Below are 20,265 nucleotides of genomic sequence, written 5' to 3' on the forward strand. Positions count from 1 at the left end.
CACCTTGGGCGCCTGTGCCGGTAGGTGATTATTGGTCAATTGAGTCTCCTGTTGGGCAGTCCGGTGACACCCGGTGGAAGGGGTGGAAGTCCCGCGAACGTGCACACCATGTCGGACCAGGCTTCCAAGTGGGCCTGGACATCAGCGCCGGCCGGCGTCCACGAAGCGCGGAGTTCAATGTCTATGGTGTCCGGACGTTCGGCCAGCGTGCCGAAGCTCTCGGAGAGGATCCTGGTTGCCGTGCCACCGGCCGCGCGGTACGGTGCCGCGTGGTTCTCCAAGGCATCCACCAGCCATGTCCACGCGACTGAGCCAAGCATGGAGTCATTGCCCATCTCCGCGTCCATTTGGGCCCTGATGTAGGTGACGATCCGGAATTCGCCTTCCCATACTGCCGAGCCGTCGGGATCGTAGAGGAGGATGAACCGGCCCGTGGCCAGTTCGTCGTCGTCCTCGCTTGCCGGCGTGTTGGACTGGCTGGCTGCGAATGCTTTGGCTGCCGGCCCGTGCACGGGCACCCGACGTGTTGCCGCGGTGGGGCTGAAGACTTCTGCTCCGAGGGCTACTGCATAGGGTGCCAGCCGTGCCGGTGCAGGGATTTCGTCAAGCCGCAGTTCGCTGCGGCATTGGGCTTTTCGTAGCGTTCCCAAAGCGAGAAGAAAGTCCGAGGGAACCTGTGCGAGGGCGTTCACCCTCGCAGGTTATGCTTCCGGGACGGCGATTCCCAGCAGGCTCGCCGCCCCGGATGCACGGGGTTAGAGGGAGCCCAGCTCCCGCTTGATTCCTGCGACGAAGGCGTCGATGTCTGCTTCGGTAGTGTCGAAGGAGCACATCCACCGGACCTCGCCCCTGGCTGCGTCCCAATCGTAGAAGGCAAAGTTCCTGCGCAGGCGATCGGCAACGCCGGCCGGGAGGATGGCAAAGACGCCGTTGGACTGCGTTGCCTGGGTGGGCTCCACGCCGTCGATTGCCTCGACAGCCGTGCGAAGACGGGCCGCCATGGCGTTGGCATGTGCGGCAGACCGCAACCACAGCCCGTCCTCAAGCAGGGCGATGAACTGTGCGGAAATGAAGCGCATCTTCGAAGCCAGCTGCATGTTCATCTTCCGCAGGAACTTCAGTCCGTCCGCTGCCTCAGGGTTCAGGGCAACCACCACTTCGCCAAAGAGCAGGCCGTTCTTGGTGCCGCCAAAGGAGAGGATGTCCACTCCGGCATCGCGTGTGAAGGCGCGCAGGGGCACATCCAGGTAGGCCGCGGCGTTTGCCAGCCGCGCGCCGTCCATGTGGAGCTTCATGCCCTTGGCGTGGGCGTGTTCTGCAATGGCACGTACTTCTTCAGGGGTGTAGCAGGTGCCCAGTTCGGTGGTTTGGGTAATGGAGACCACCAGGGGCTGCGCGCGGTGCTCGTCACCCCAGCCCCATGCTTCGCGATCAATCAATTCGGGCGTGAGCTTGCCGTCTTCTGTGGGGACCTGCAGGAGCTTGATCCCGCCGACGCGTTCCGGTGCGCCGTTCTCATCCATGTTGATGTGCGCGGTGGAAGCGCAGATGACGGCTCCCCAACGCGGCAGGAGGGACTGCAGAGCCAGGACGTTGGCGCCTGTGCCGTTGAAGACAGGGAAACTCTCAATGCCGGAGCCGAACTGCTGCTCCAGAACTTCCTGGAGGCGCGCCGTGTAGACGTCCTCGCCGTAGGAAACCTGGTGGCCACCGTTGGCAGCGGCCAAGGCGGCAAGGATCTCAGGATGCACGCCGGAGTAGTTGTCGGAGGCAAATCCACGCACCGATGGGTCGTGGAGTTGTTGGTGCCCGGCCATCGTGTTGGCGGTGGCAGTGGCCTCTGTTGTGCTCGTCACTTGTTCATTCACGCTTTCAAGTCTATTTGGCCAGCAGGATGCGCTGGCCGTTGAGGTTTGCGGCCGGCTCTTCAAACAATCCGACGACGGCGGCCGCCAGGTCTTCGACGTCCGTGTAGCCGGGGAACCGCCTCTCCGGATGCGCGGCCCGCATGGCAGGATCCACCAAGGCCTTCACAACGAAGACGACAGCGGCACTGTGCAGGTCTTGGGGCTGGTGCTGGGTTTCGGCCCGGCCGTCAGCCTGCGCCCTGCGGAACCCGTCAGCCACCGCCAGGGTCCAGGCTTCAGCGGCGGCTTTGGAAGCGGCGTAGCTGGCGGCAGCGGCGGTGGGGGAGGAAACGGCAGTGGAGGAAATCATCGCCAGCCGGCCCTGGGGGGAGGCCTCAAGCTGGCTGTAGAAGACGCGGGAAACGTTGCGCAGGGTAGTGATAGCGCCGCGTTCCATCGCATCCCAGTCCTCATCGGACTGGTCTTCTATTCCTTTCGCTCCACGCCAACCGCCCACCAAGTGGATCACACCATCCACGCGGTCCACGCCGCGGCCGGTGAGCGCGCGGGCCAGTTCACGAACGGCATCGTAGGAGGCGAGGTCACACACCATGGGGGTGACTCCGCTGCCGGCATCATCCGCCGCGGCCTTGATCCGGGCATCGTCTGAGCCGACGGTGAAAACCTTGTGACCGGCGGCCCCCAACGCACGCGCCGTGGCGATGCCGGACGCGCTGCTGCCGCCGGTTACAAGGATGGTCAAACCGGGCATCAGGCTGCCGTCGCGCCAGTGATGCCGGTGGTGGATTCGATGACGGGGCGCATTTTCTTCTCCAGTGCTTCGTAGAACATGGACAGGGGGAACTCATCGTCAAGGACCTGGTCGGTGAGTCCGCGGGGAGGACCGTCCAACGGCAGGGCATCCGGACCCTTGGCCCATACCGACGCCGGGTGGGCTGTGACGGTGCCGGAAATGAGTTCGTACGCAGCCAACCAGTGGGCGGCCTTGGGGCGGTCGATCGAACGCCAGTACAGTTCCTCGATCTTTGCGCCGAGTTCAACCACGACTGCAGCAGCATCTTCCCAGTCAATGGAGAGTTTGCTGTCGGTCCAGTGCAGAACGTGGTGCTGGTGCATCCAGGCGAACAGCAGTTGCCCGCCGAGCCCGTCGTAGTTGCGGACGCGGCTGCCGGTGATGGCAAAACGGAAGATCCGGTCAAAGATCACCGCATACTGAACCAGTTTTGCGTGTTTCCGGGCATCGGGATCAGCGTTCTCGTCCTTTTCGATGCGCACCGACTCACGGAAAGCGGTCAGGTCGCAGCGCAGCTCCTCCAGTGAGTAGAGGAAGAACGGCATGCGCTGCTTGATCATGAATGGATCAAAGGGAAGATCGCCACGCATGTGGGTCCGGTCGTGGATGAGGTCCCACATAACGAACGTACGCTGCGTGAGCTCCTGGTCCTCAATCAACTGGGCTGCATCCGCGGGAAGTTCCAGTGACGTAGTTGCTGCTGCTGCTTTGAGGACCCGACGGAAGCGTGCGGCTTCGCGGTCGGCGAAGATGGCGCCCCAAGTGAAGGTAGGAGTCTCGCGCACCGCGACCGTTTCGGGGAAGAGGACCGCTGAGTTGGTGTCGTACCCCGGAGTGAAATCGATGAAGCGGATGGGGACGAAGAGCTTGTTGGAGTACTCGCCTGCTTCCAGGCCTCCAATGAACTCCGGCCAGATAACCTCGATCAGGACGGCCTCGACCAGCCGGTTGGTGCTGCCGTTCTGCGTGTACATGGGGAAGACCACCAGGTGCTGGAGGCCGTCCACGCGAAGTTCCTGGGGCTGGAACGCCTGCAGGGAATCCAGGAAGTCAGGTACGCCAAAACCGTCGTTCACCCACCGGCCGAAGTCTTCCACCAGCAACTCCAGGTAGCGGGCATCGTGGGGGAACAGGGGAGCCAGGGCGGTAATGGCTTCGCAGATCGTTGCGACGAGCGCGGCTGCCCCGGCGTGGGCAGCAGGATCGGCGATGGAGCCGTCCTGTTCCTGGTGTGCCTGGAGTGCTGTGGCCGCGGCCTTCAGCGATGTCCACTCGGCGTTGTCGGCGGTGACACGCGGGAGGGTGGAGGTGGCGATGGTTGTCATGGAGCTCGGCCCTTTCCGAAGTAGTTATTGCTTCTGGGCCGAGCGTAGCAAGCGAAAAGCATTGCTAATCCAAAAAAGCCCTCAGCATAAGCAACTCTTGTTCTTCGGGTGCTTCTGTCCCGTTCGAGGTCCAGCGCGCAGCGTTTCTCCTCCGAACGATGCCGGACGGACCAGTGAATAGCTGGCCCGTCCGGACGCGTCAGTTCTCTTCCGCGTTGACCAGGCGGAGGGAAACGGAATTGATGCAGAACCGCTGGTCGGTGGGAGTGCCGTAGCCCTCACCCTCGAACACGTGCCCCAAATGGGAATCACAGTTGGCGCAGCGGACCTCTACCCGGTCCATCCCCATGGTGCGGTCATGAAGGTATCGGACCGTGCCTTCGGCCAGGGGAGCCCAGAACGAGGGCCAGCCGCAATGGGAATCGAACTTCTCCTTGCTGGTAAAAAGTTCGCTGCCACAAGCACGGCACTGATAGACGCCCTCGGTGTGGGTATCCCAGTACTCCCCGGTGTAGGGTCGCTCCGTTCCCGCCTGCCGCAGAACCCGGTATTCCTCCGGGGTTAACTCCTCGCGCCACTGGGCATCGCTCTTTTCCACGGGCGCAGCGGTTGTCTTGCTGGTGTTCTCAGGAGTGTTCATGTCTTCTCCAACGCTCACGAGTCGCCGATAAATCCCGAACCCGCGTACAAATGCAGCACCGGAAGCCCCAATTGATCCTGGGCCTTGTTGGCCCAGTCCGTGTGGAACGTGTCGGCGATCGCGTGGGGCCGCGTGACCACCACAGCTTGAGCAGCATCCAGTGCCCGCACCTTGGCCACCAAGCCGGCCACCGCACCGCCGTCGACTACTTCACCGGTGACGCCACCACCCACGCCGGCCAAAGCCGCCAACGAGGCAGCCAACGTCTCCGACGCTTCAGCCCGCTCGGCTACCGGATCCGGTGACTGCGCAGTGAGCTCACGGAATGCCTTGGCAATATCGAGCAACGAGAGGTTCTCCAGGAAATCCACCAGGAGATGTCGCTCGGTATTGGCCGGAACCAGTACAACAAGGGGCGTGTCACCGCCGTCCACCAGTTTGGCGATGTTTACGCGGTCGTCGGGGCCAAGGGGCTCTTCAGTCAGGATGACTATGGGATCACTCATGGCTACAGCGTAGTCCCGCCCAACGTGCGTCCGCAGGCTTTTGCCGCCGAATCAACGCACTGAATCAACGCGCCGATTCAATGCACAGTGGCGCCGCGCGCCCGGCACCTGCACCAGGCACCGCCAAGGACCGGCAACAATGGAAGCATGGCATCGACTAACCGGTCAGCGAGCGACGCTGCAGAGAACAAACTGTCCCTCCGCACCAAATGGGCCATCGGCGGCTTCCTCGCGGGCGGCACCCTCGCCGGACTGCTGGGCGCAGGATCCTCTGCGCTCGCCGTCTACTTTGCCCGCCGCGTCATCACCCCCGCTGCCAGGCATGAGGACCAGGAGGTCCTCGCCGTCATCCAGGGCGACAAGGGCCCCCAAGTCATCCTGGCCGCTACTCCCGACACCACCATAGACGGCGTATTCAGCCTCTTCTTCGCCGGTGGTCAGGGCCATGCACGGATTGGCAGGATCGTGTCCTATTCCCCGGCCGAGCAGACCGTACTCCGGGAGGTTGAAGAGGTCTACAGCGGAAATCTTGCAGAGGCGCGCCGTGGGTGGTGGAGCGGCGCCACCTACCCGGACCCGGCGTCGATTGGCCTGGTGGCCCAGGACGTGGACATAGCGGTCGACGGCGGTGTGGCACCTGCGTGGTTGGTCCGCGCCGAGGCGTCCAATCCGGCAGCGGTCTGGGCAATCATGGTCCACGGGCGTGGGGCCACACGCCTTGAAGGCCTTCGGGCTGTGCGAACGGCGCAGAGCCTGGGCATGGACAGCCTGCTCATCTCCTACCGCAACGACGGCCTTGCCCCGTCAGCCCTCGATGGACGCTACGGCCTGGGATCCACCGAATGGCGCGACGTAGAGGCTGCCATTGACTACGCGCGTGAACACGGAGCGGAGGAGATCGTGCTGTTCGGGTGGTCGATGGGCGGAGCGATCAGCCTCCAGACCGCCGATCTGTCCAGCCACCGGCATCTCATCCGGGCCCTGGTCCTGGATGCCCCTGTCATCAACTGGGTCAATGTCATGGCACACCATGCGCAGATGAACAGGATTCCCTACGCTGTGGGGCGCTACGGGCAGTTGATGCTGGGTCACCCGCTGGGGCGCAGGCTCACCGGTCTCGCGGCCCCCGTTGACCTCAAGGCAATGGATTGGGAAGCCCGGGCAGTGGAGCTGCGCACACCCACGCTTCTGATCCATAGCGTTGACGATGACTACGTTCCGTTCGGACCCTCGGCGAGCCTTGCCGAGAAGAACCCGGAGATGGTGACCTTTGAGCCATTCAACGGCGCCCGGCACACCAAGGAATGGAATGTGGACCCGGAACGGTGGGAGCGCATAGTGCGCTCATGGCTGCAGCGGCAGCTGGCACCGCGGAACAACCCGGGACAAGCGGGCGGAGCAGGGCCGGCGGACGGCACGGCCCAGGTACATGGTGGGGATTCTGTGGACGGTGGAGGCACAGTCGGCGTTCAGGGCCCTCGCGGCTGAACGCGCTGGCTGGTTAGCCTTGGGCCGTTGGCGTGGTCCCAATGGCCGCGACAGTGGCGTTGGTCAGCCGGACCAGGTCCGTCGGAGCAAGTTCGATGTCCAGCCCGCGCCGGCCGCCGGATACCAGGATGGCATCAAAGGCAAGCGCTGAAGCGTCAAGGACAGTGGGGGAGGGCTGGCGCTGCCCCAAGGGGGATATGCCGCCGAGCACGTAGCCGGTTCGGCGCTCCGCAGCCCTGGGATCTGCCATGGCTGCTTTTTTGGCTCCCAGCGCTGCCGCCACTGATTTCAGGTCCAGGTTGCCCGATACGGGGACGATGGCCACGGCAAGGCGGGCTTCGACTTCAACCATGAGGGTTTTGAAGACCCGCGCCGGTTCAATGCCCAGGACCTCTGCTGCTTCCAGGCCGTAGCTGGTTGCTGCCGGGTCATGGACGTACGGGCGAAGCACAAAGGAAACGCCGGCCGCAGCCAGGGCTGCAGTGGCCGGCGTTCCCTGTGAAGCCATCTTTTTGGCCATACCGTGTGGTGTCGCCTTTCAGTGCTCTGACGGAATCAGTGTTCCAACCGGTTGGCGGCTGCAACTTTGCGTTTGATGCGGCCGAGCATGGCGGTCATTCCCCGCATCCGCAGGGGAGTGATGGCCCTGGTCAGGCCCAGCAGTTCAGGCATGTCATCCGGGACGGCGAGGATTTCTTCGGCCGTTAATCCGTCGAGTCCCTCGTGCAGGACACCGGCGAAGCCGCGGGTGGTCGGCGCTTCCTGGGGAGCCTTGAAGAAGAGCCGGTACTTCCGGACGCCATCAGGATTCTTCTCCGACTCGATCGTGAGGAACAGCGGAGATTGGCACTCCACAACCTGTTCCAGCAACTCGGGGTGGTCCTTCAAGCGTTCCGGAAGCTCCGGCAGTCCCCTGGAGAACTCAAGCAGGAGCTGGAGGCGGTCGGGCTCCGTCAGTGCCTGGAAGTCATCGACGATTTCCGCCAACGCGGTGGGCAAAGTGTACGTACTCATCTCTTCCAGCTTACGCACAACCGGGGCGGAATGGCTCTGTGTGCCGCAACACTACGGGACTCCCGTTCACGTATCAGCTGCGAGCGAAGGCGGCCGGTACCGAGCCCCGATCGGCGCCCTTGACGATGGGAACGCGTACTGCGTTGCCCCACTCCGTCCAGGAGCCGTCGTAGTTGCGCACGGAATCAAAGCCCAGCAGGTATTTGAGCGCGAACCACGTGTGGCTTGAACGTTCGCCGATCCGGCAGTAGGCCACCACGTCATCGCCGGCTTCGAGCCCGGCTTCACCCAGGTACAGGGCTTCAAGCTGTTCGCGGCTGCGGTAGGTGCCATCTTCTGCAGCTGCACGTGCCCACGGAATCGATGCTGCCGTGGGGATGTGGCCGCCGCGGAGGGCGCCTTCTTCGGGGTAGGCAGGCATGTGGGTACGTTGGCCGGTGTATTCCTCGGGGGAGCGGACATCGATCAGCGGGTTGCCCAGGTGCGCCAGGACGTCTTCCTTGAACGCACGGATGGGGGCGTCATTGCGCTCCACCACGGGATATTCGCCGACGCCGGGCTGGGAAGCGTCGGTGGTGAGAGCGCGTCCTTCTGCGATCCACTTGTCGCGCCCGCCGTCAAGGAGCCGGACGTCTTCGTGGCCGAAGAGAGTGAAAACCCAGAGGGCGTAAGCAGCCCACCAGTTGGACTTGTCCCCATAGATGACCACGGTGCTGTCACGGGAGATTCCCTTGGACGCAGCGAGGGCAGCGAACGCGGCACCGTCGACGTAGTCACGGGTGACCTCGTCGTTCAGGTCGGTGTGCCAGTCGATCTTCACGGCCCCCGGGATATGCCCGGTCTCGTAGAGGAGGACATCTTCATCGGACTCCACAACTACCAGCTTGCCGTCGGCGATGGCACCGTCGGCCAGGGCTGATGCCAGCCACTCTGTGGAGACGAGGCGTTCCGGGTTTGCGTATGCGGCAAACTTTTCGTTCTGTTCAACGGGGTAGGACATGGTGATGGCCTTTCACTGACAACGGACGGGAGCCAGGCCGTGGAAAATGGTGCAGGTGCCAGCCCGGCGTTCTCCCAACACTAACCACGGGCTGCCCGGATTGCTTCCCGGCGGTCACACGATGAAACATGTGCTTGGTCACGTGTCCTTCCCGGACCTTCCAATGCCGGTATTCTTGCTGGGGACCTAATACCGAAGGAACGGACCACCGTGGTACAGATCGAACAACTGGCTGCCCGCACACCGGCAGTCTCCGTGGAGGAACTCCTCAAGGGTTTCTACCCCTCTCCGCGATTCGGAGAGGTCTCGTTCGACAGTTACCGTCCCGATCCCTCGCAGCCGAGCCAGGCCAACGCAGTGAAGCTCCTTTCGGCCTTCGCCGACGGGGTTGGTTCCGAGGACAGTGGCGGATTGTTCAAGAAGCTCTTCGCCAAAAAGGCTCCGGCCACCAGGGCAGGAATCTACCTTGACGGTGGTTTTGGAGTGGGCAAAACCCACCTCCTGGCCTCCTTGTGGCACAGGTCTCCGGGCCCCAAGGCATTCGGCACGTTCGTGGAATACACCAACCTGGTTGGGGCGCTTTCGTTCCGCAAGACCGTCGAGGCCCTGAGCAGCTACAAGCTGGTCTGCATCGACGAATTCGAACTCGATGATCCAGGCGACACCGTGTTGATGTCCCGCCTCATGCGCGAACTCGCCGACGCCGGCGTCAAACTGGCCGCCACATCGAACACCTTGCCTGGCTCACTGGGTGAGGGGCGCTTTGCCGCCGTCGATTTCCAGCGCGAGATCCAGGTTCTTGCCGACCAATTCGATGTTGTCAGGATCGACGGCGAGGATTTCCGGCACCGCGGCTTGCCTGCTGCTCCGGCACCCCTCAAGACTGAAGAACTCAAGCACCGCATGAAGGCCGAATTTGCTGGCAAGACGGTGGCAGTGGACGATTTCCGCACACTGGTCAACCATCTGGCTGCGGTTCACCCCAGCCGCTACCGGCAGCTCATCTCCGGCGTCGAAGCAGTGGTCTGGAGCGACGTCGAAACCATCACGGAACAGGCTGTGGCCCTCCGCTTTGTGGTGTTGGCGGACAGGCTCTATGACAAGGATGTGCCCATCCTGGCCAGTGGCGTCCCCTTCGACAAGCTCTTTACCGAAGAGATGATGACCGGCGGCTATACCAAGAAGTACTTCCGTGCTGTGTCCAGGCTGACAGCGCTTGCCCGCGAGGCGCAAAACCACGAGCCTGCCTGACTCACGCTTTCTGTACTGGTTCGCGGCTCTTGAGCATCCAGCGAACCAGGATGCCTCCGGCAAGCGCCCAGAACGCGGCGCCCACACCGGCGAAGCTGAGGCCTGACGCTGCCAGCAGGAAAGTGATGCAGGCTGGTATGCGTTCCTCTGCGACGGCCAGCGCAGAGGAAATGGACGCCGCCAAGGTCCCCAGGAGTGCCAGGCCGGCTACGGCTTCCAACAGCCCCGATGGTGCCGCCGCTACCAAGGTCACCAGGGCCGCCGAAGCTGCGGCCAGGACCAGGTAGGCCAAACCGGAGACGAACGCTGCGATCCAACGCCTGCTGTGGTTCCTGCCCGCCTCCTCGCCCGCTGCCAGGGCTGCGCTGAGGGCGGCAAGGTTGATTGCATGGCCGCCGAATGGCGCTCCCACGATGGTTCCGGCTCCGGTGACCAGCATGGAGGAACGCCAAGGTGTGGTGTAACCAAACGACTTCAGGACAGCGACTCCCGGGATGTTCTGGGAGGCCATGGTGACGATGAACAAGGGCAAGGCCAGCCCTACTGCCGCCTCCACGGAGAAAGCCGGTGTGGTCCACTCCAACCTTGGCAAGAGACTGTCCACGGGGATCTGGACGCCGTTGGAGGCAATGTGGATTCCGATAACGGCCAGGGCCACCAGCAACGATGCCGGGACTGACCACCGCGGCGCGAACTTCATCAGGACAACCCAGCACAGGACCACGGGAGCAATCAGCAGCGGAGCCGATCCCAGCGACTTGAAAGGAGCCAGGCACAGGGGGAGCAGGACTCCGGCAAGCATGGCTTGGGCAAGTGCCGTCGGGATTTTTGCCATGAGCCGCCCCAATACCGGCAACAGTCCAGTCAGGACGATCAGCACCCCAACCATAAGGAACGCCCCCACGGCAGCCGGCCATCCGCCGTCGACCGTTCCGGCTGAGGCGAGCAGCGCCGCCCCGGGCGTGGACCAGGCGAGCGTCACCGGCAACCTGGAACGCCAGGACAGCCACAGGATTCCAAGGCCAAAGGTGAGGGTGAGAGCGAGTAGTCCGCTCGATGCCTGGGCCTGGTTGGCGCCCACCGCCTGCAGGCCGGCAAGGACGACGGCAAATGATGAGGTGAAACCCACCAGCGCGGTGACGATACCGGCGGTAATCGGAGGTCCCAGTGTCTCCCGGCTGGAACTGTCGTGCGTTCGGGGCGGGGAGACGGAAGGCATAAAGACCAACGTACCCGACCGTCAGAGGGTGGGCGTTAAACGCCAAGGGCACCGGTGGCGCCTCTCGGCGGGACCGGTGCCCCCTTGACGTATCTGGTACGGCGGCTCAGGCAGCTATGGCTGCTTCGGCTCATCCGTGACGGGAGCCTGTCCAGGCTGACCGTCGTTCTTGGCCACGAAGTCGGAAGCGGCGTTCTGGACCTTGTCGACGTGGCCGGCATACTTGCCGCCCGTCTTCTCGTCCACAAAATCCCCGGCCTTTTCGATGCCATTCTTGATGGCTTCTTCGTTGCCTTGAATGAGACCCTGAGCCTTGCCCTTCAGGTCGTCAATTAAACCCACGGGCACCTCCCTTCCATCGCGGAGCCAGTTCGCTCCTCCGCGTCCGACCCTAACACCACTTTTCAAGGGTGCCAAGGGTTCCGGATTGGCCTGTGGATAAACTACGCCAACGGCGTACTTTCCACCTTGTGGCGGGGGCTGTCCGGATTCATCAGGGAGTGTCGTCGGCCGTAAGCGAAGTAGATCACCAGGCCAATCACGAGCCATACGCCAAACCGTACCCAGGTTTCCCAGTGGAGCTGGAACATCAGGAATGCCGAAGCCAGGACACCGAAGGCAGGCACGAGCGGCATGAGCGGCAACCGGAACGTCCTTGGAGCGTTCGGCTTGGTGTAGCGGAAGACAATCACCGAGACACACACCACCACGAATGCAGCCAGGATGCCGATATTGGTGAGGTCGGCTACTTCCTTGATGGGGAAGACGCCGGCAAGGAATGCCGAAGCAACGCCGGCGATCCACGTAACGCGCTGCGGCGTCCCGTGCCGGTCCGTCTTGGCGAACCAGCCCGGCAGCAGGCCGTCACGGCTCATGGAGAACCACACGCGGGTGACGCCCAACAGGAAGGTCAGCATGACGGTCAGGATGGACAGAACCGCGAACACGGAGATGATGGTGGCAATGACGGGCAGTCCCACGCCCTGGAACGCCGATGCGAAGCCGGCTGTGGGATTGATGTCCTTGTAGTTCTGCATGCCGGTCAGGACCAGCGTGGCGGCTACGTACAGGAGCATGGCAATGATCAAGGACAGGATGATGGCCTTGGGCATGTGCTTCTTGCCGTCCTTTGCCTCTTCGGCCGCCGTGCTCATGGCGTCATAGCCGAAGACGGCGAAGAAGACGGTGGCGGCACCGGCAATGACCGGGCCGAAGCCGCTGGGCATGAACGGGTTGTAGTTTTCGGTGTTGACGTAGAAGATGCCCAGTCCAATGATGAACAGGATCAGGATGACCTTGATGGCCACAGCTACCAGCTCGAACCGGCCAAAGGCCTTGGTTCCGCGGCTGAGGATCCAGGTGACCAGGAGGCAGACCAGGATTGCCGGGAGGTTGATGATTCCGCCCTTGCCCTCGTCGGCCGTGGACGTCATCCAGGTTGGCATGTGAATTCCGATGCCGGAGAGGAAAGCATCAAAGTAGCCGGAGATGCCGATGGCCACTACAGCCACGATCGCAATGTACTCCAGCAGCAGATCCCAGCCGATGAACCAGCCAATGATCTCGCCAAGGGCAACGTAGCCGTAGGTGTAGGCCGAGCCGGCGCGCGGGATCATGCCGGCGAATTCCGCGTAGGAGAGCGCGGCTGCACCGGAAGCCAGGCCGGCGATCAGGAAGGAAAAGAGCACGGCGGGGCCTACGCCCGGGTTGCCCTCGCTGCCGTGGGCTACAAGGCCGGCAAGGGAGAAAATCCCGACGCCGATAATTCCGCCAACGCCGATTGCTGTCAGTTGCCAGAGGCCAAGACTCTTAAAGAGTCCGCTGTGTTTGCTTTCTTCCTCGATGTCGTCGATGGGCTTGCGCCTCAGGACGGACTTGGAAGCCGTCTGTTGATTCATGGGGGTACTCCTGCCATAGGCGTGGAACGGTGATGAGCTCGCAGTACATTATGCGAGCCGAATCACATTAGATAAAGCGACTTCTTCTGAGGGGTATCGGTTATTTCCCGTAATGAGTTGGTCTTTGCTGAAAAATGGCACAAAAAAAGCAGCTCCGGGGAGCTGCTTTTTTATTCTGGAGCGGACGACGAGATTCGAACTCGCGACATCCACCTTGGCAAGGTGGTGCTCTACCAGCTGAGCTACGTCCGCACATGTTGTCTGCCTGGCTGGTGCCTGGCCTTCAACAACAAACAAGTTGCCTTGTTTTGGTGGGCGATACTGGGATCGAACCAGTGACCTCTTCCGTGTCAGGGAAGCGCGCTACCGCTGCGCCAATCGCCCGTTTCCGGGTCCTTCTAAAAGGAGAGCGGACGACGAGATTCGAACTCGCGACATCCACCTTGGCAAGGTGGTGCTCTACCAGCTGAGCTACGTCCGCACATGTTGTCTGCCTGGTTGGTGCCTGGCCTTCAACAACAAACAAGTTGCCTTGTTCTGGTGGGCGATACTGGGATCGAACCAGTGACCTCTTCCGTGTCAGGGAAGCGCGCTACCGCTGCGCCAATCGCCCATGCATCCAGCCAGAAGCTGGAAGACATGGTTTTCACCGAGGTGGGTACGGGATTCGAACCCGTGTATACGGCTTTGCAGGCCGCTGCCTCGCCTCTCGGCCAACCCACCGTGTAAGCAGGATTCCGGGGAATTCTTGCCTTGACAGTGCCTTGCGAGCGGACGACGAGATTCGAACTCGCGACATCCACCTTGGCAAGGTGGTGCTCTACCAGCTGAGCTACGTCCGCAGTGTCGTTTTGACGGCCAGCCCTGCAGGCTTTCCGTCGCTTTCCGACGAGTAAAAACTCTATAGGAGGTTGTTGCAAACTCCAAATCGGGCGGTGATTTTTGATTTCGGAGACGGCCGGATCCTTGTCTTTCCGCGGCTTGCGGGGAGTTTCACCGGTGTAATTCCACCCGTGTAGTTCGCTGCCGGTGCGAAGGAGCTGATCGGTTTTGCATTCAGGCCGTGGTCGGTTAGTGTTTTCTATGCACCCGGGCGATTGGCGCAGTGGTAGCGCGCTTCGTTCACACCGAAGAGGTCACTGGTTCGAACCCAGTATCGCCCACAAAACAAAAACCCCCCGGCTCTCCGGGGGGTTTTTGGTTTCCGGGGATGTCAGCGTCGTCCTCAAAGTCTGAGCAGAAGCTTTCAGCAGTGCGGCAGGATGGTCGTGACGTTCGGCCCGGTGTAGACGTAGCGGTCAGAAACGTACTGGGCACCCAACGAGCCGGGGTAGAGCTTGAGCCAGATGTTGTCACCGTCTACCCATGTGCCGGTGGTCCAGCAATCGAATTCCTGGACCAGGCCACTGCTGAGCGTGCGGCCCGTGAGCGCGTATCCGGTGCCGGGTCCTCTTCGGACGTTGAGGTTGTAGTTGGTGTAGACCTGAGCGCACTTAGCGCGGTAGTCGCTGAAAGAGACAGCGCCACCGTAGCCATTATGTGGGAACTGAGTGCAGTACTTGATGGTGCTTGACAGCTTTGCAACAGCCGCATTTGCCGGGGGAGCGACCATGGTCAACGAGAGTGTGATGCCAATGGCCGCTGCTGTGCCAAATTTCTTGAGTGTGGGTTTCAACTGTCCACTTCTCCTTCTCATCTTTGTTGCCTGAGGAGGCCATGGTCTCAACTGAGATCAGGCCTGACGGTGCCACGGTGAACTACCGCTGCCTATATGTGATGTGGGTTACGGAATCGTGACGACAAGTGATGAAATGGGAGTTGTCCCTGCGCGTCGAACGGCCTTGCGTTGTTGGCCTGGAGAAATATTTGCTGGGTCAGGAAACCTGCGCGTCACCGAAGACGAGATAGCCTTGCTCGGAATATTCGCACTCGCCGGTGCCTGTTGAAGCACGGAAAGTCAGCGTTTGTCCCCCCGTCAGAACAACCTGCAGTGGCGCCCCTCCGTCGTCGTCTATTTGCAGACGGGTGATGAGCGCATCATCGAGATACACATCAACAATTGCTTTGATTCCAGCGGGGGTACCGGCGCGAAGACCCACTTGGGCCTTGAAAATCGTGAATGCGCCATCCAATTGATAGCTTGTCTGGTCGGTCGTTCCGTCGCAGCCCATGAACTGGGATGTTGATTTCGTGTACACGGTGCCCGATGCATCGCCTTCAAGTACGGCGCTGGTTTCGCCCACCGGCCTGGTGGATTCGTTTTTGAGCGCGTACAGCCACTGGCCGCCCGCCTGCAGGGAACCCGCTGCCGCCAGCTTCCCGGGTGCGGTGGTGGTCGGCGTCGGTGCCGGCGTGGATGTCCCGGCCGGGCTGTGACGCTCAGAAGCCGTAGGCCCGGAAAAGGGCGCCGAGTCCGTCGTAGAAGTGGAGGGGTCGGGTTTTGGGCCTTCCGGGCTGCCACCGGTACCGCAGGCTGACAGACCTAAGGTCATGGACATTGCCAGGGCAAAAATGGCGGAACGTTGGATCCTCTTCAAGACTGTTTCTCCTACTTAATAGCTGCGGAATTTCAGAAAATGAGGTGCCCGGACTAAGAGGGACAAGCTGCCTGGAAACACTGACTCGATGCCGAAGCCTGCTTCAGTCTCCAGTCCGAGGTGTCGGTGGCTAGTGGGGGGTTACGCTGTTCCCAATGCCGGTAACCGAACTCGCGGGGGCATCCCCGGCATAGCGTGCCGAGTTCGAGTTGCCGCTGACAGTGGCCATCTTCAGCGTGCCGGTTTTGACCGAATTGCCTTGTCCTTCCATGGTCAGTACACCTGTGGTGCGATTGTGCAGGGAATTGGGCCCCGAGACGATGGTGACGTTTTCAAAGGTGTCACCTGTGAGGAAATTCCCAACACCGTCAATCTGAATGGTTGTGGCATTGGCGGCCTGTACCGTATTCGAAGTTCCCATGACGCTGATTGAGTTGCAGGCACCGGAAATTCTCACCGTGTTCCCTGTTCCATCGATGACAACGTCACCACCCGAACAGTTCAGTTCGGCGGTAACAATGTCGCCTGTGACAGTGTGGGTGGTTCCGCTGGAAACCTGGAGCGCAGTTGGGGCGGTGGTGGGGATAATTACCTCTGGTCCGGAACTGGAGTTGGCTGCGGCAGGAGAATTTGATGTGGGGCCTGCAGATACCGGCGAACCAAGTTGCGGTGACGGGCTGGCGGCAGTGGAGACGGCACTGCTGACGGGGGCATCCGTTACGACTGCTCCTGCAGGAGCGCCGCCGGCACCGCACGCAGAAAGAGCAAAGGCTGCTCCTGCATTGGCCAAGACCAACGGCAATAACAGCAAGATCCTCCGGTGTTCGAATCGTTCCATGATTGCTTGTCCTTGATCTATAGCGTTGGTCCGCACTTTTCGTGTTGTGACGTAACCATCGCAGTTTCAACCAGTGCTGTCACGCCGGGAAAAATGCTGTCAGCAGAACTGCCGACAGCATGCCGGTGGCGGCGATGGGTAGCATTGCGTTCCATGGACAGAACCGGGGAAGAGACCCTTGCGACGGTGAGGGATGCGTTGATGCACAACCGGACATTCCTGGTGCGGGGCATTGCCCTTCTTCGGCTGGCCCAGCTGCTGCTGTGGCCGGCAGGCATTGTGTTCGGCCTGACTGCGGGCATTGAGAACCCGGCCCTGGCGACCGTCACCATTGTCCTGCAAACCCTTTGGTCCTTGATTTGGGTGACCATCGTGCTCAGCCGAAACGACATCCCTGTATGGTCGCTGTGGGCAGATGTCTCCATCAATGCCAGTGCTGCCGTCACGGCAGGTCTGGCGTGCTATCCCTGGGACGCATTGAGTTGGTCAAATTCCGCGGTTCCGTTGGCCATGGGAAGCATGTTTTCCCTCGCACTGCTTTTTCCGGCACGGCGCGTTGTCCTGGCTTGGCTTATGCTGTCAACCGGTATTGGTGCCGGCGCCTCTGTCGCCATGTTCGGCCAGCCGGCGATGGTGACTGAGTATCTTTCCACCTTGGTTATGCTCCTCGTCGTGGCTACCTTGGCCTCACTGGTGGGGCACCGGCTGCGCGCGCTGGCGGAAAATGCCGGCCGCGCCGCGGAGGCATTGGAGAACTCCCTGCAGTGGCGCCGAGCCGCGGAAATGCAAGGCAGCGAACGGACAAGGCAATACCGCACGCTGCATGACACAGTACTCTCTACCCTCAGTGCGCTGGCCCGTGGAAGTTTGGATGCCTCAGACCCGCTCGTCCAACGCCGCTGCGCAGCTGATGCGGAATACCTGCGCTCGATTATCTCCTCGGCGGACCGGTCAGCGGCAAACAGGCTTCAGGGCGAGCTTGCAGCTCTAGGCCGGGAACAGGCGGTATTGGGCTTGAGGGTGCACCACCAGGTTGCCGACATGCCCGCAACCGTTCCCGAGGAGGTCGTCATGACGATTCGGGACGCCAGCAGGGAGGCTCTGAACAACGTCTTGAAGCATTCGGGGCAGAGCCAGGCATGGGTGACGGGGCGCGGCGACCCCTCCGGGAACGGCGGAGTCACGGTCACGGTAACAGACCGCGGGCGGGGATTCGACACGGGCGGAAACTATCCGGGCCTCGGACTGAGCGGTTCGATCATTGCCAGAATGGCTGAAATTGGGGGCAGTGCAGTGGTTGAGAGTCAGACCGGGCAAGGGACCAGCGTGGAATTGCGGTGGCCCGCATGAGCAGTCCTGTGCGGATTGGCGCGATTGACGATGACAGGATGCTCCTGCAAGGCCTCGCTGCGTGGCTGGAACCCTTGGAGGATGTGCTGCTGGTCAGGATGGCTTCCACGGTGGCCGAATACCTGCAGGATCAGGCGGACGTCGATGTAATCCTGCTGGATTTGAATCTCAGGGACGGCAGCAATCCCGGCCGCAATGTCCAGGAGCTCCTCGAAACAGGTGCAGCTATTCTGGTGGTTTCAACCATTCCCGATCAAGAACATGTGTTGGCAACTATTGAAGCGGGCGCGTCGGGCTACATCACCAAGGACAATGATCTGCCCAACCTCGTCGACTTTATCCGGTCCGCAGCTAAGGGCGAGTTGGCGGTCAGCCCGGAGTTGGCGTTTTTGCTAAGCACTGACGCGCGGCCGCAGCGACCCCGGCTTTCAGCCCAGGAATCCACGGTTCTGCGTATCTACGCCTCGGGGGCCACGCTGGCCGCAACGGCCCGCCAAGCAGGCGTAGCTTATGGAACGGCCAGAGAGTACCTTGAGCGTGTCAAACGCAAGTACACTGACGCCGGATGGCCAACCAGGACCAAACTTGAACTTCGCGAACGGCTTTGGGAAGAGGACCTCTGAAGCTCGGCTCCCGGCGTGGGAGCGGTGGCGGTGACAGACCGGAGACCCTGCCTACGGAAGTTTCACGAAACTTCCCAGGCTCTCCCACTCATGGGTTTCGTTATTCAGCAAAGTGGTTTCGGCGCCGGTGCCCTTTACCTCCCGGAGACCGTACTGGTAACCCTGCACTGAATACTCGGACAATCGGCCGTCCTGGCCCAACTGAGGCGTGAGTAAGGCGACATACGCTTAGGCGTCATTGGTGCTGTGAGGAGCAGATGGCTTGCTGGTCCGGCCGGACCCCGGGCCCGCGGAATCTGCGCACGCCGACAAGCTGCCCAACAGCAGCACTGCCGCGATCATGATTGGTGCTGTCAGTCTATTCATGATGTGGGCACTCCTTCTTTGGAGCGATGGGCCGGTCCCCACCTCTCCTTTACGGCTTGACGCACGGTGTCGGACGCACTGCGCCCGAGGCCGGTTCGTGGGGACTCAGTTGCAGTGCAAGTTCACGCAGCTGGCGGGGCCGGAAAGGCTTGATGAGGTATGCCGTGGCTCCGGAGGCGATGGCGTGCAGTTCGTCATCCAGTTCTGCAAAGGCCGTGATCATCAGAATGGGGGCGGGTGAAACGGCGGCAATCAGGCGTGCAGCCTCGCGGCCATCCATATCAGGGAGGCCCACATCAAGAGTGATGAGGTCAGGGTTGAGTCGTTCGGCTGCAACCACGCCGTCATGTCCTGTTTCGCAGGCGTGAACCTCGAAGCCGGCGTCTGTAAGGATCAACGCTATGAGGTCGCGGATATCAGTATCGTCCTCAATGACAACGCAGGTTCTTGGTGAATTCACGTGGCCCCCTTCGGGACAAGCTTACGTGCGGGACCGCCCGACGCCGTAGAGGCCCGCCGGTTCAGGTCCCGACGGACCTTCACCATTAGGCGCAACGCCCCGCCCGGCACCCTGCTGACGGGGGCGTGTCACGAGGATGGCAAGGGCTGCCGTTGCACAGAGTCCGAGTGTCCACCAAGGAAAGCCGGGGTCCAGCGTCTGGCCGGCAAAGGCTTGTGCTTGGTCCTCGCTTGGAGCATCAACGCGCTTCCCGCGTACCAGGAGTCGGTGGCTGTTGACGCCCTTTGGGGTGCAGGTAACGAGGGTGACCAGGTCTTGCCCTGCGATTTTGCGGAGGGCTTCGGTGTCTTCGGGCTTCACGGTCAGGATTTGGTCGACTTCATAGTAAATCGCCTTGCCCAGGACGGTGATGGAGAAGACGTCCCCCGTTTTGACCTTGTCCAGGTTGTCGAAGAGCGTCGAATTGACGAAGCCCGAATGGCCGGTCAACACGCTGTGGGTGTCCGTTCCACCAACCGGCAGCCCAGAGCCGAAAAGGTGCCCGATGCCTTTGGACAGGGTTTCCTCGTCCGTGCCATGAAAGACGGGGAGGTCGCTGTGGATTGAAGGGATGCTGATGCGTCCCATCATGCCGTTGGGGCCGACGTCGAGGATGTTTTTGTACGTTTCCGAGCCGGCCCCCACAACGATCTGGCCGCCGTCGTCATTCAAAGAGTACGGATCCCTCAAAGGACCGCTGGGCAGGGCTGCATTGAATGCCCGGGCCTTCTCCAGCAACGAGTCCTGCGCTGAGGGTGCAAGGTTCTCCACCGTGTCGGCGTAGCCGCTGATTTCCGTGGCATGCACACGGTCCGAGAACCAGGCGGCCGCAGTTGGGTACAGCAGGATGCCTACGCCTATGACGGCGGCAAAAATGATGAAGAGGCGCTGCCCTGTCCAGGCACGGCGACGTGGGCTCCGGGGGCGCAGCCGGTTTGTTTGCTTCGGTTTCATGTCGGTCCTGGGAAGGGTGGTGAAGTGAGTCGTTGGAACGGACGGAACCACCGTGGGGAAGAGCGCATGATTGGCGTTCTTCCCCACGGTGCGGTC

The 20,265-nt window shown here is 61.8% G+C and carries 22 protein-coding genes and 7 tRNA genes; 5 read left to right on the plus strand and 24 right to left on the minus strand.

Features of this window, described 5'->3' with window-relative positions; translation table 11 throughout:
• Positions 1-35: 35 nt before the first annotated feature.
• The 6 genes from LDN85_RS09055 to LDN85_RS09080 all read right to left on the minus strand — a co-directional run bounded on the left by LDN85_RS09055 (position 36) and on the right by LDN85_RS09080 (position 5,132).
• Positions 36-692, minus strand: a complete 657-nt coding sequence (locus tag LDN85_RS09055; protein ID WP_223945171.1) for a DUF3000 domain-containing protein — start codon at positions 690-692, stop codon at positions 36-38.
• A 63-nt stretch (positions 693-755) separates the two neighbouring features.
• On the minus strand, positions 756-1,868 hold the full coding sequence (locus LDN85_RS09060) for a low specificity L-threonine aldolase (RefSeq protein ID WP_223945172.1): 1,113 nt from the start codon (positions 1,866-1,868) through the stop codon (positions 756-758).
• A 10-nt stretch (positions 1,869-1,878) separates the two neighbouring features.
• On the minus strand, positions 1,879-2,619 hold the full coding sequence (locus LDN85_RS09065) for an SDR family oxidoreductase (RefSeq protein ID WP_223945173.1): 741 nt from the start codon (positions 2,617-2,619) through the stop codon (positions 1,879-1,881).
• Positions 2,619-3,986, minus strand: coding sequence for a DUF6421 family protein (locus LDN85_RS09070; protein WP_026546601.1), 1,368 nt, complete (start codon positions 3,984-3,986; stop codon positions 2,619-2,621). Before LDN85_RS09070 ends, LDN85_RS09065 begins: the two co-directional genes overlap by 1 nt.
• Positions 3,987-4,185: 199 nt before the next feature.
• Complete coding sequence (gene msrB, locus LDN85_RS09075) at positions 4,186-4,626, minus strand: peptide-methionine (R)-S-oxide reductase MsrB (RefSeq protein WP_223945174.1); 441 nt, start codon at positions 4,624-4,626, stop codon at positions 4,186-4,188.
• Between the two features lie 14 nt (positions 4,627-4,640).
• Positions 4,641-5,132: a hypothetical protein gene (locus LDN85_RS09080; protein WP_026540332.1), complete on the minus strand. Its 492-nt coding sequence runs from the start codon at positions 5,130-5,132 to the stop codon at positions 4,641-4,643.
• A gap of 147 nt (positions 5,133-5,279) precedes the next feature.
• On the opposite strand from LDN85_RS09080, the gene LDN85_RS09085 reads away from it, so the two are divergent.
• A complete protein-coding gene (locus LDN85_RS09085; RefSeq protein WP_223945175.1) occupies positions 5,280-6,620 on the plus strand; it encodes an alpha/beta fold hydrolase in 1,341 nt (446 codons plus the stop codon).
• Positions 6,621-6,633: 13 nt separating this feature from the next.
• Here LDN85_RS09085 and ybaK read toward each other — a convergent pair whose 3' ends face one another.
• The 3 genes from ybaK to LDN85_RS09100 form a co-directional block, all read right to left on the minus strand.
• Positions 6,634-7,140 (minus strand): Cys-tRNA(Pro) deacylase, encoded by a 507-nt coding sequence (ybaK, locus tag LDN85_RS09090; protein WP_223945176.1) that lies wholly within the window; start codon positions 7,138-7,140, stop codon positions 6,634-6,636.
• A 35-nt stretch (positions 7,141-7,175) separates the two neighbouring features.
• Positions 7,176-7,634: a SufE family protein gene (locus LDN85_RS09095; protein ID WP_202900146.1), complete on the minus strand. Its 459-nt coding sequence runs from the start codon at positions 7,632-7,634 to the stop codon at positions 7,176-7,178.
• Positions 7,635-7,707: 73 nt separating this feature from the next.
• Positions 7,708-8,634: a sulfurtransferase gene (locus tag LDN85_RS09100; RefSeq protein ID WP_223945177.1), complete on the minus strand. Its 927-nt coding sequence runs from the start codon at positions 8,632-8,634 to the stop codon at positions 7,708-7,710.
• A gap of 210 nt (positions 8,635-8,844) precedes the next feature.
• Here LDN85_RS09100 and zapE point away from each other — a divergent pair, with 210 nt between their 5' ends.
• Positions 8,845-9,885, plus strand: coding sequence for a cell division protein ZapE (zapE, locus tag LDN85_RS09105; RefSeq protein ID WP_026540336.1), 1,041 nt, complete (start codon positions 8,845-8,847; stop codon positions 9,883-9,885).
• 1 nt (position 9,886) lies between these two features.
• Here the strand turns inward: zapE and LDN85_RS09110 are convergent, their stop codons facing one another.
• The 9 genes from LDN85_RS09110 to LDN85_RS09150 all read right to left on the minus strand — a co-directional run bounded on the left by LDN85_RS09110 (position 9,887) and on the right by LDN85_RS09150 (position 13,844).
• A complete protein-coding gene (locus LDN85_RS09110; RefSeq protein ID WP_091554126.1) occupies positions 9,887-11,104 on the minus strand; it encodes a benzoate/H(+) symporter BenE family transporter in 1,218 nt (405 codons plus the stop codon).
• Positions 11,105-11,218: 114 nt separating this feature from the next.
• Positions 11,219-11,452, minus strand: coding sequence for an antitoxin (locus LDN85_RS09115; protein WP_026540338.1), 234 nt, complete (start codon positions 11,450-11,452; stop codon positions 11,219-11,221).
• 95 nt (positions 11,453-11,547) lie between these two features.
• Positions 11,548-13,002, minus strand: coding sequence for an amino acid permease (locus LDN85_RS09120; protein WP_026540339.1), 1,455 nt, complete (start codon positions 13,000-13,002; stop codon positions 11,548-11,550).
• Between the two features lie 176 nt (positions 13,003-13,178).
• A tRNA-Gly gene (locus tag LDN85_RS09125) sits at positions 13,179-13,254 on the minus strand.
• 57 nt (positions 13,255-13,311) lie between these two features.
• A tRNA-Val gene (locus LDN85_RS09130) sits at positions 13,312-13,386 on the minus strand.
• A 24-nt stretch (positions 13,387-13,410) separates the two neighbouring features.
• Positions 13,411-13,483 (minus strand) — tRNA-Gly (locus LDN85_RS09135).
• A 57-nt stretch (positions 13,484-13,540) separates the two neighbouring features.
• Positions 13,541-13,615 (minus strand) — tRNA-Val (locus LDN85_RS09140).
• Between the two features lie 39 nt (positions 13,616-13,654).
• Positions 13,655-13,725, minus strand: a tRNA-Cys gene (locus LDN85_RS09145).
• Between the two features lie 46 nt (positions 13,726-13,771).
• Positions 13,772-13,844: transfer RNA gene (locus tag LDN85_RS09150), tRNA-Gly, on the minus strand.
• A 249-nt stretch (positions 13,845-14,093) separates the two neighbouring features.
• On the opposite strand from LDN85_RS09150, the gene LDN85_RS09155 reads away from it, so the two are divergent.
• Positions 14,094-14,165, plus strand: a tRNA-Val gene (locus LDN85_RS09155).
• Positions 14,166-14,248: 83 nt separating this feature from the next.
• Here the strand turns inward: LDN85_RS09155 and LDN85_RS09160 are convergent.
• The 3 genes from LDN85_RS09160 to LDN85_RS09170 all read right to left on the minus strand — a co-directional run bounded on the left by LDN85_RS09160 (position 14,249) and on the right by LDN85_RS09170 (position 16,377).
• Positions 14,249-14,677 (minus strand): hypothetical protein, encoded by a 429-nt coding sequence (locus LDN85_RS09160; protein WP_051420736.1) that lies wholly within the window; start codon positions 14,675-14,677, stop codon positions 14,249-14,251.
• 199 nt (positions 14,678-14,876) lie between these two features.
• Positions 14,877-15,245, minus strand: a complete 369-nt coding sequence (locus tag LDN85_RS09165; RefSeq protein WP_155854576.1) for a hypothetical protein — start codon at positions 15,243-15,245, stop codon at positions 14,877-14,879.
• A gap of 424 nt (positions 15,246-15,669) precedes the next feature.
• Positions 15,670-16,377 carry a DUF3060 domain-containing protein gene (locus tag LDN85_RS09170; RefSeq protein ID WP_223945178.1) on the minus strand — a complete coding sequence of 236 codons (708 nt, stop codon included), beginning with the start codon at positions 16,375-16,377 and terminating at the stop codon, positions 15,670-15,672.
• Positions 16,378-16,530: 153 nt separating this feature from the next.
• Between LDN85_RS09170 and LDN85_RS09175 the strand changes: the two genes are divergently transcribed.
• Both LDN85_RS09175 and LDN85_RS09180 read left to right on the plus strand, forming a co-directional pair.
• A complete protein-coding gene (locus tag LDN85_RS09175) occupies positions 16,531-17,727 on the plus strand; it encodes an ATP-binding protein (RefSeq protein WP_223945179.1) in 1,197 nt (398 codons plus the stop codon).
• Complete coding sequence (locus LDN85_RS09180; protein ID WP_091551940.1) at positions 17,724-18,350, plus strand: response regulator transcription factor; 627 nt, start codon at positions 17,724-17,726, stop codon at positions 18,348-18,350. The genes LDN85_RS09175 and LDN85_RS09180 overlap by 4 nt, the downstream gene beginning before the upstream one ends.
• 228 nt (positions 18,351-18,578) lie before the next feature.
• Here the strand turns inward: LDN85_RS09180 and LDN85_RS09185 are convergent, their stop codons facing one another.
• Genes LDN85_RS09185 through LDN85_RS09195 form a run of 3 tightly spaced genes read right to left on the minus strand, consistent with a single transcriptional unit; the run spans position 18,579 to position 20,169 of the window.
• Positions 18,579-18,716: a hypothetical protein gene (locus LDN85_RS09185; protein ID WP_155854577.1), complete on the minus strand. Its 138-nt coding sequence runs from the start codon at positions 18,714-18,716 to the stop codon at positions 18,579-18,581.
• Positions 18,717-18,765: 49 nt separating this feature from the next.
• Positions 18,766-19,176: a response regulator transcription factor gene (locus LDN85_RS09190; protein ID WP_026540343.1), complete on the minus strand. Its 411-nt coding sequence runs from the start codon at positions 19,174-19,176 to the stop codon at positions 18,766-18,768.
• Positions 19,177-19,197: 21 nt separating this feature from the next.
• Complete coding sequence (locus tag LDN85_RS09195; RefSeq protein ID WP_081733252.1) at positions 19,198-20,169, minus strand: class C sortase; 972 nt, start codon at positions 20,167-20,169, stop codon at positions 19,198-19,200.
• Positions 20,170-20,265 lie beyond the last annotated feature (96 nt).

Source organism: Arthrobacter sp. StoSoilB20 (assembly GCF_019977295.1).
Taxonomy (GTDB): domain Bacteria; phylum Actinomycetota; class Actinomycetes; order Actinomycetales; family Micrococcaceae; genus Arthrobacter; species Arthrobacter nicotinovorans_A.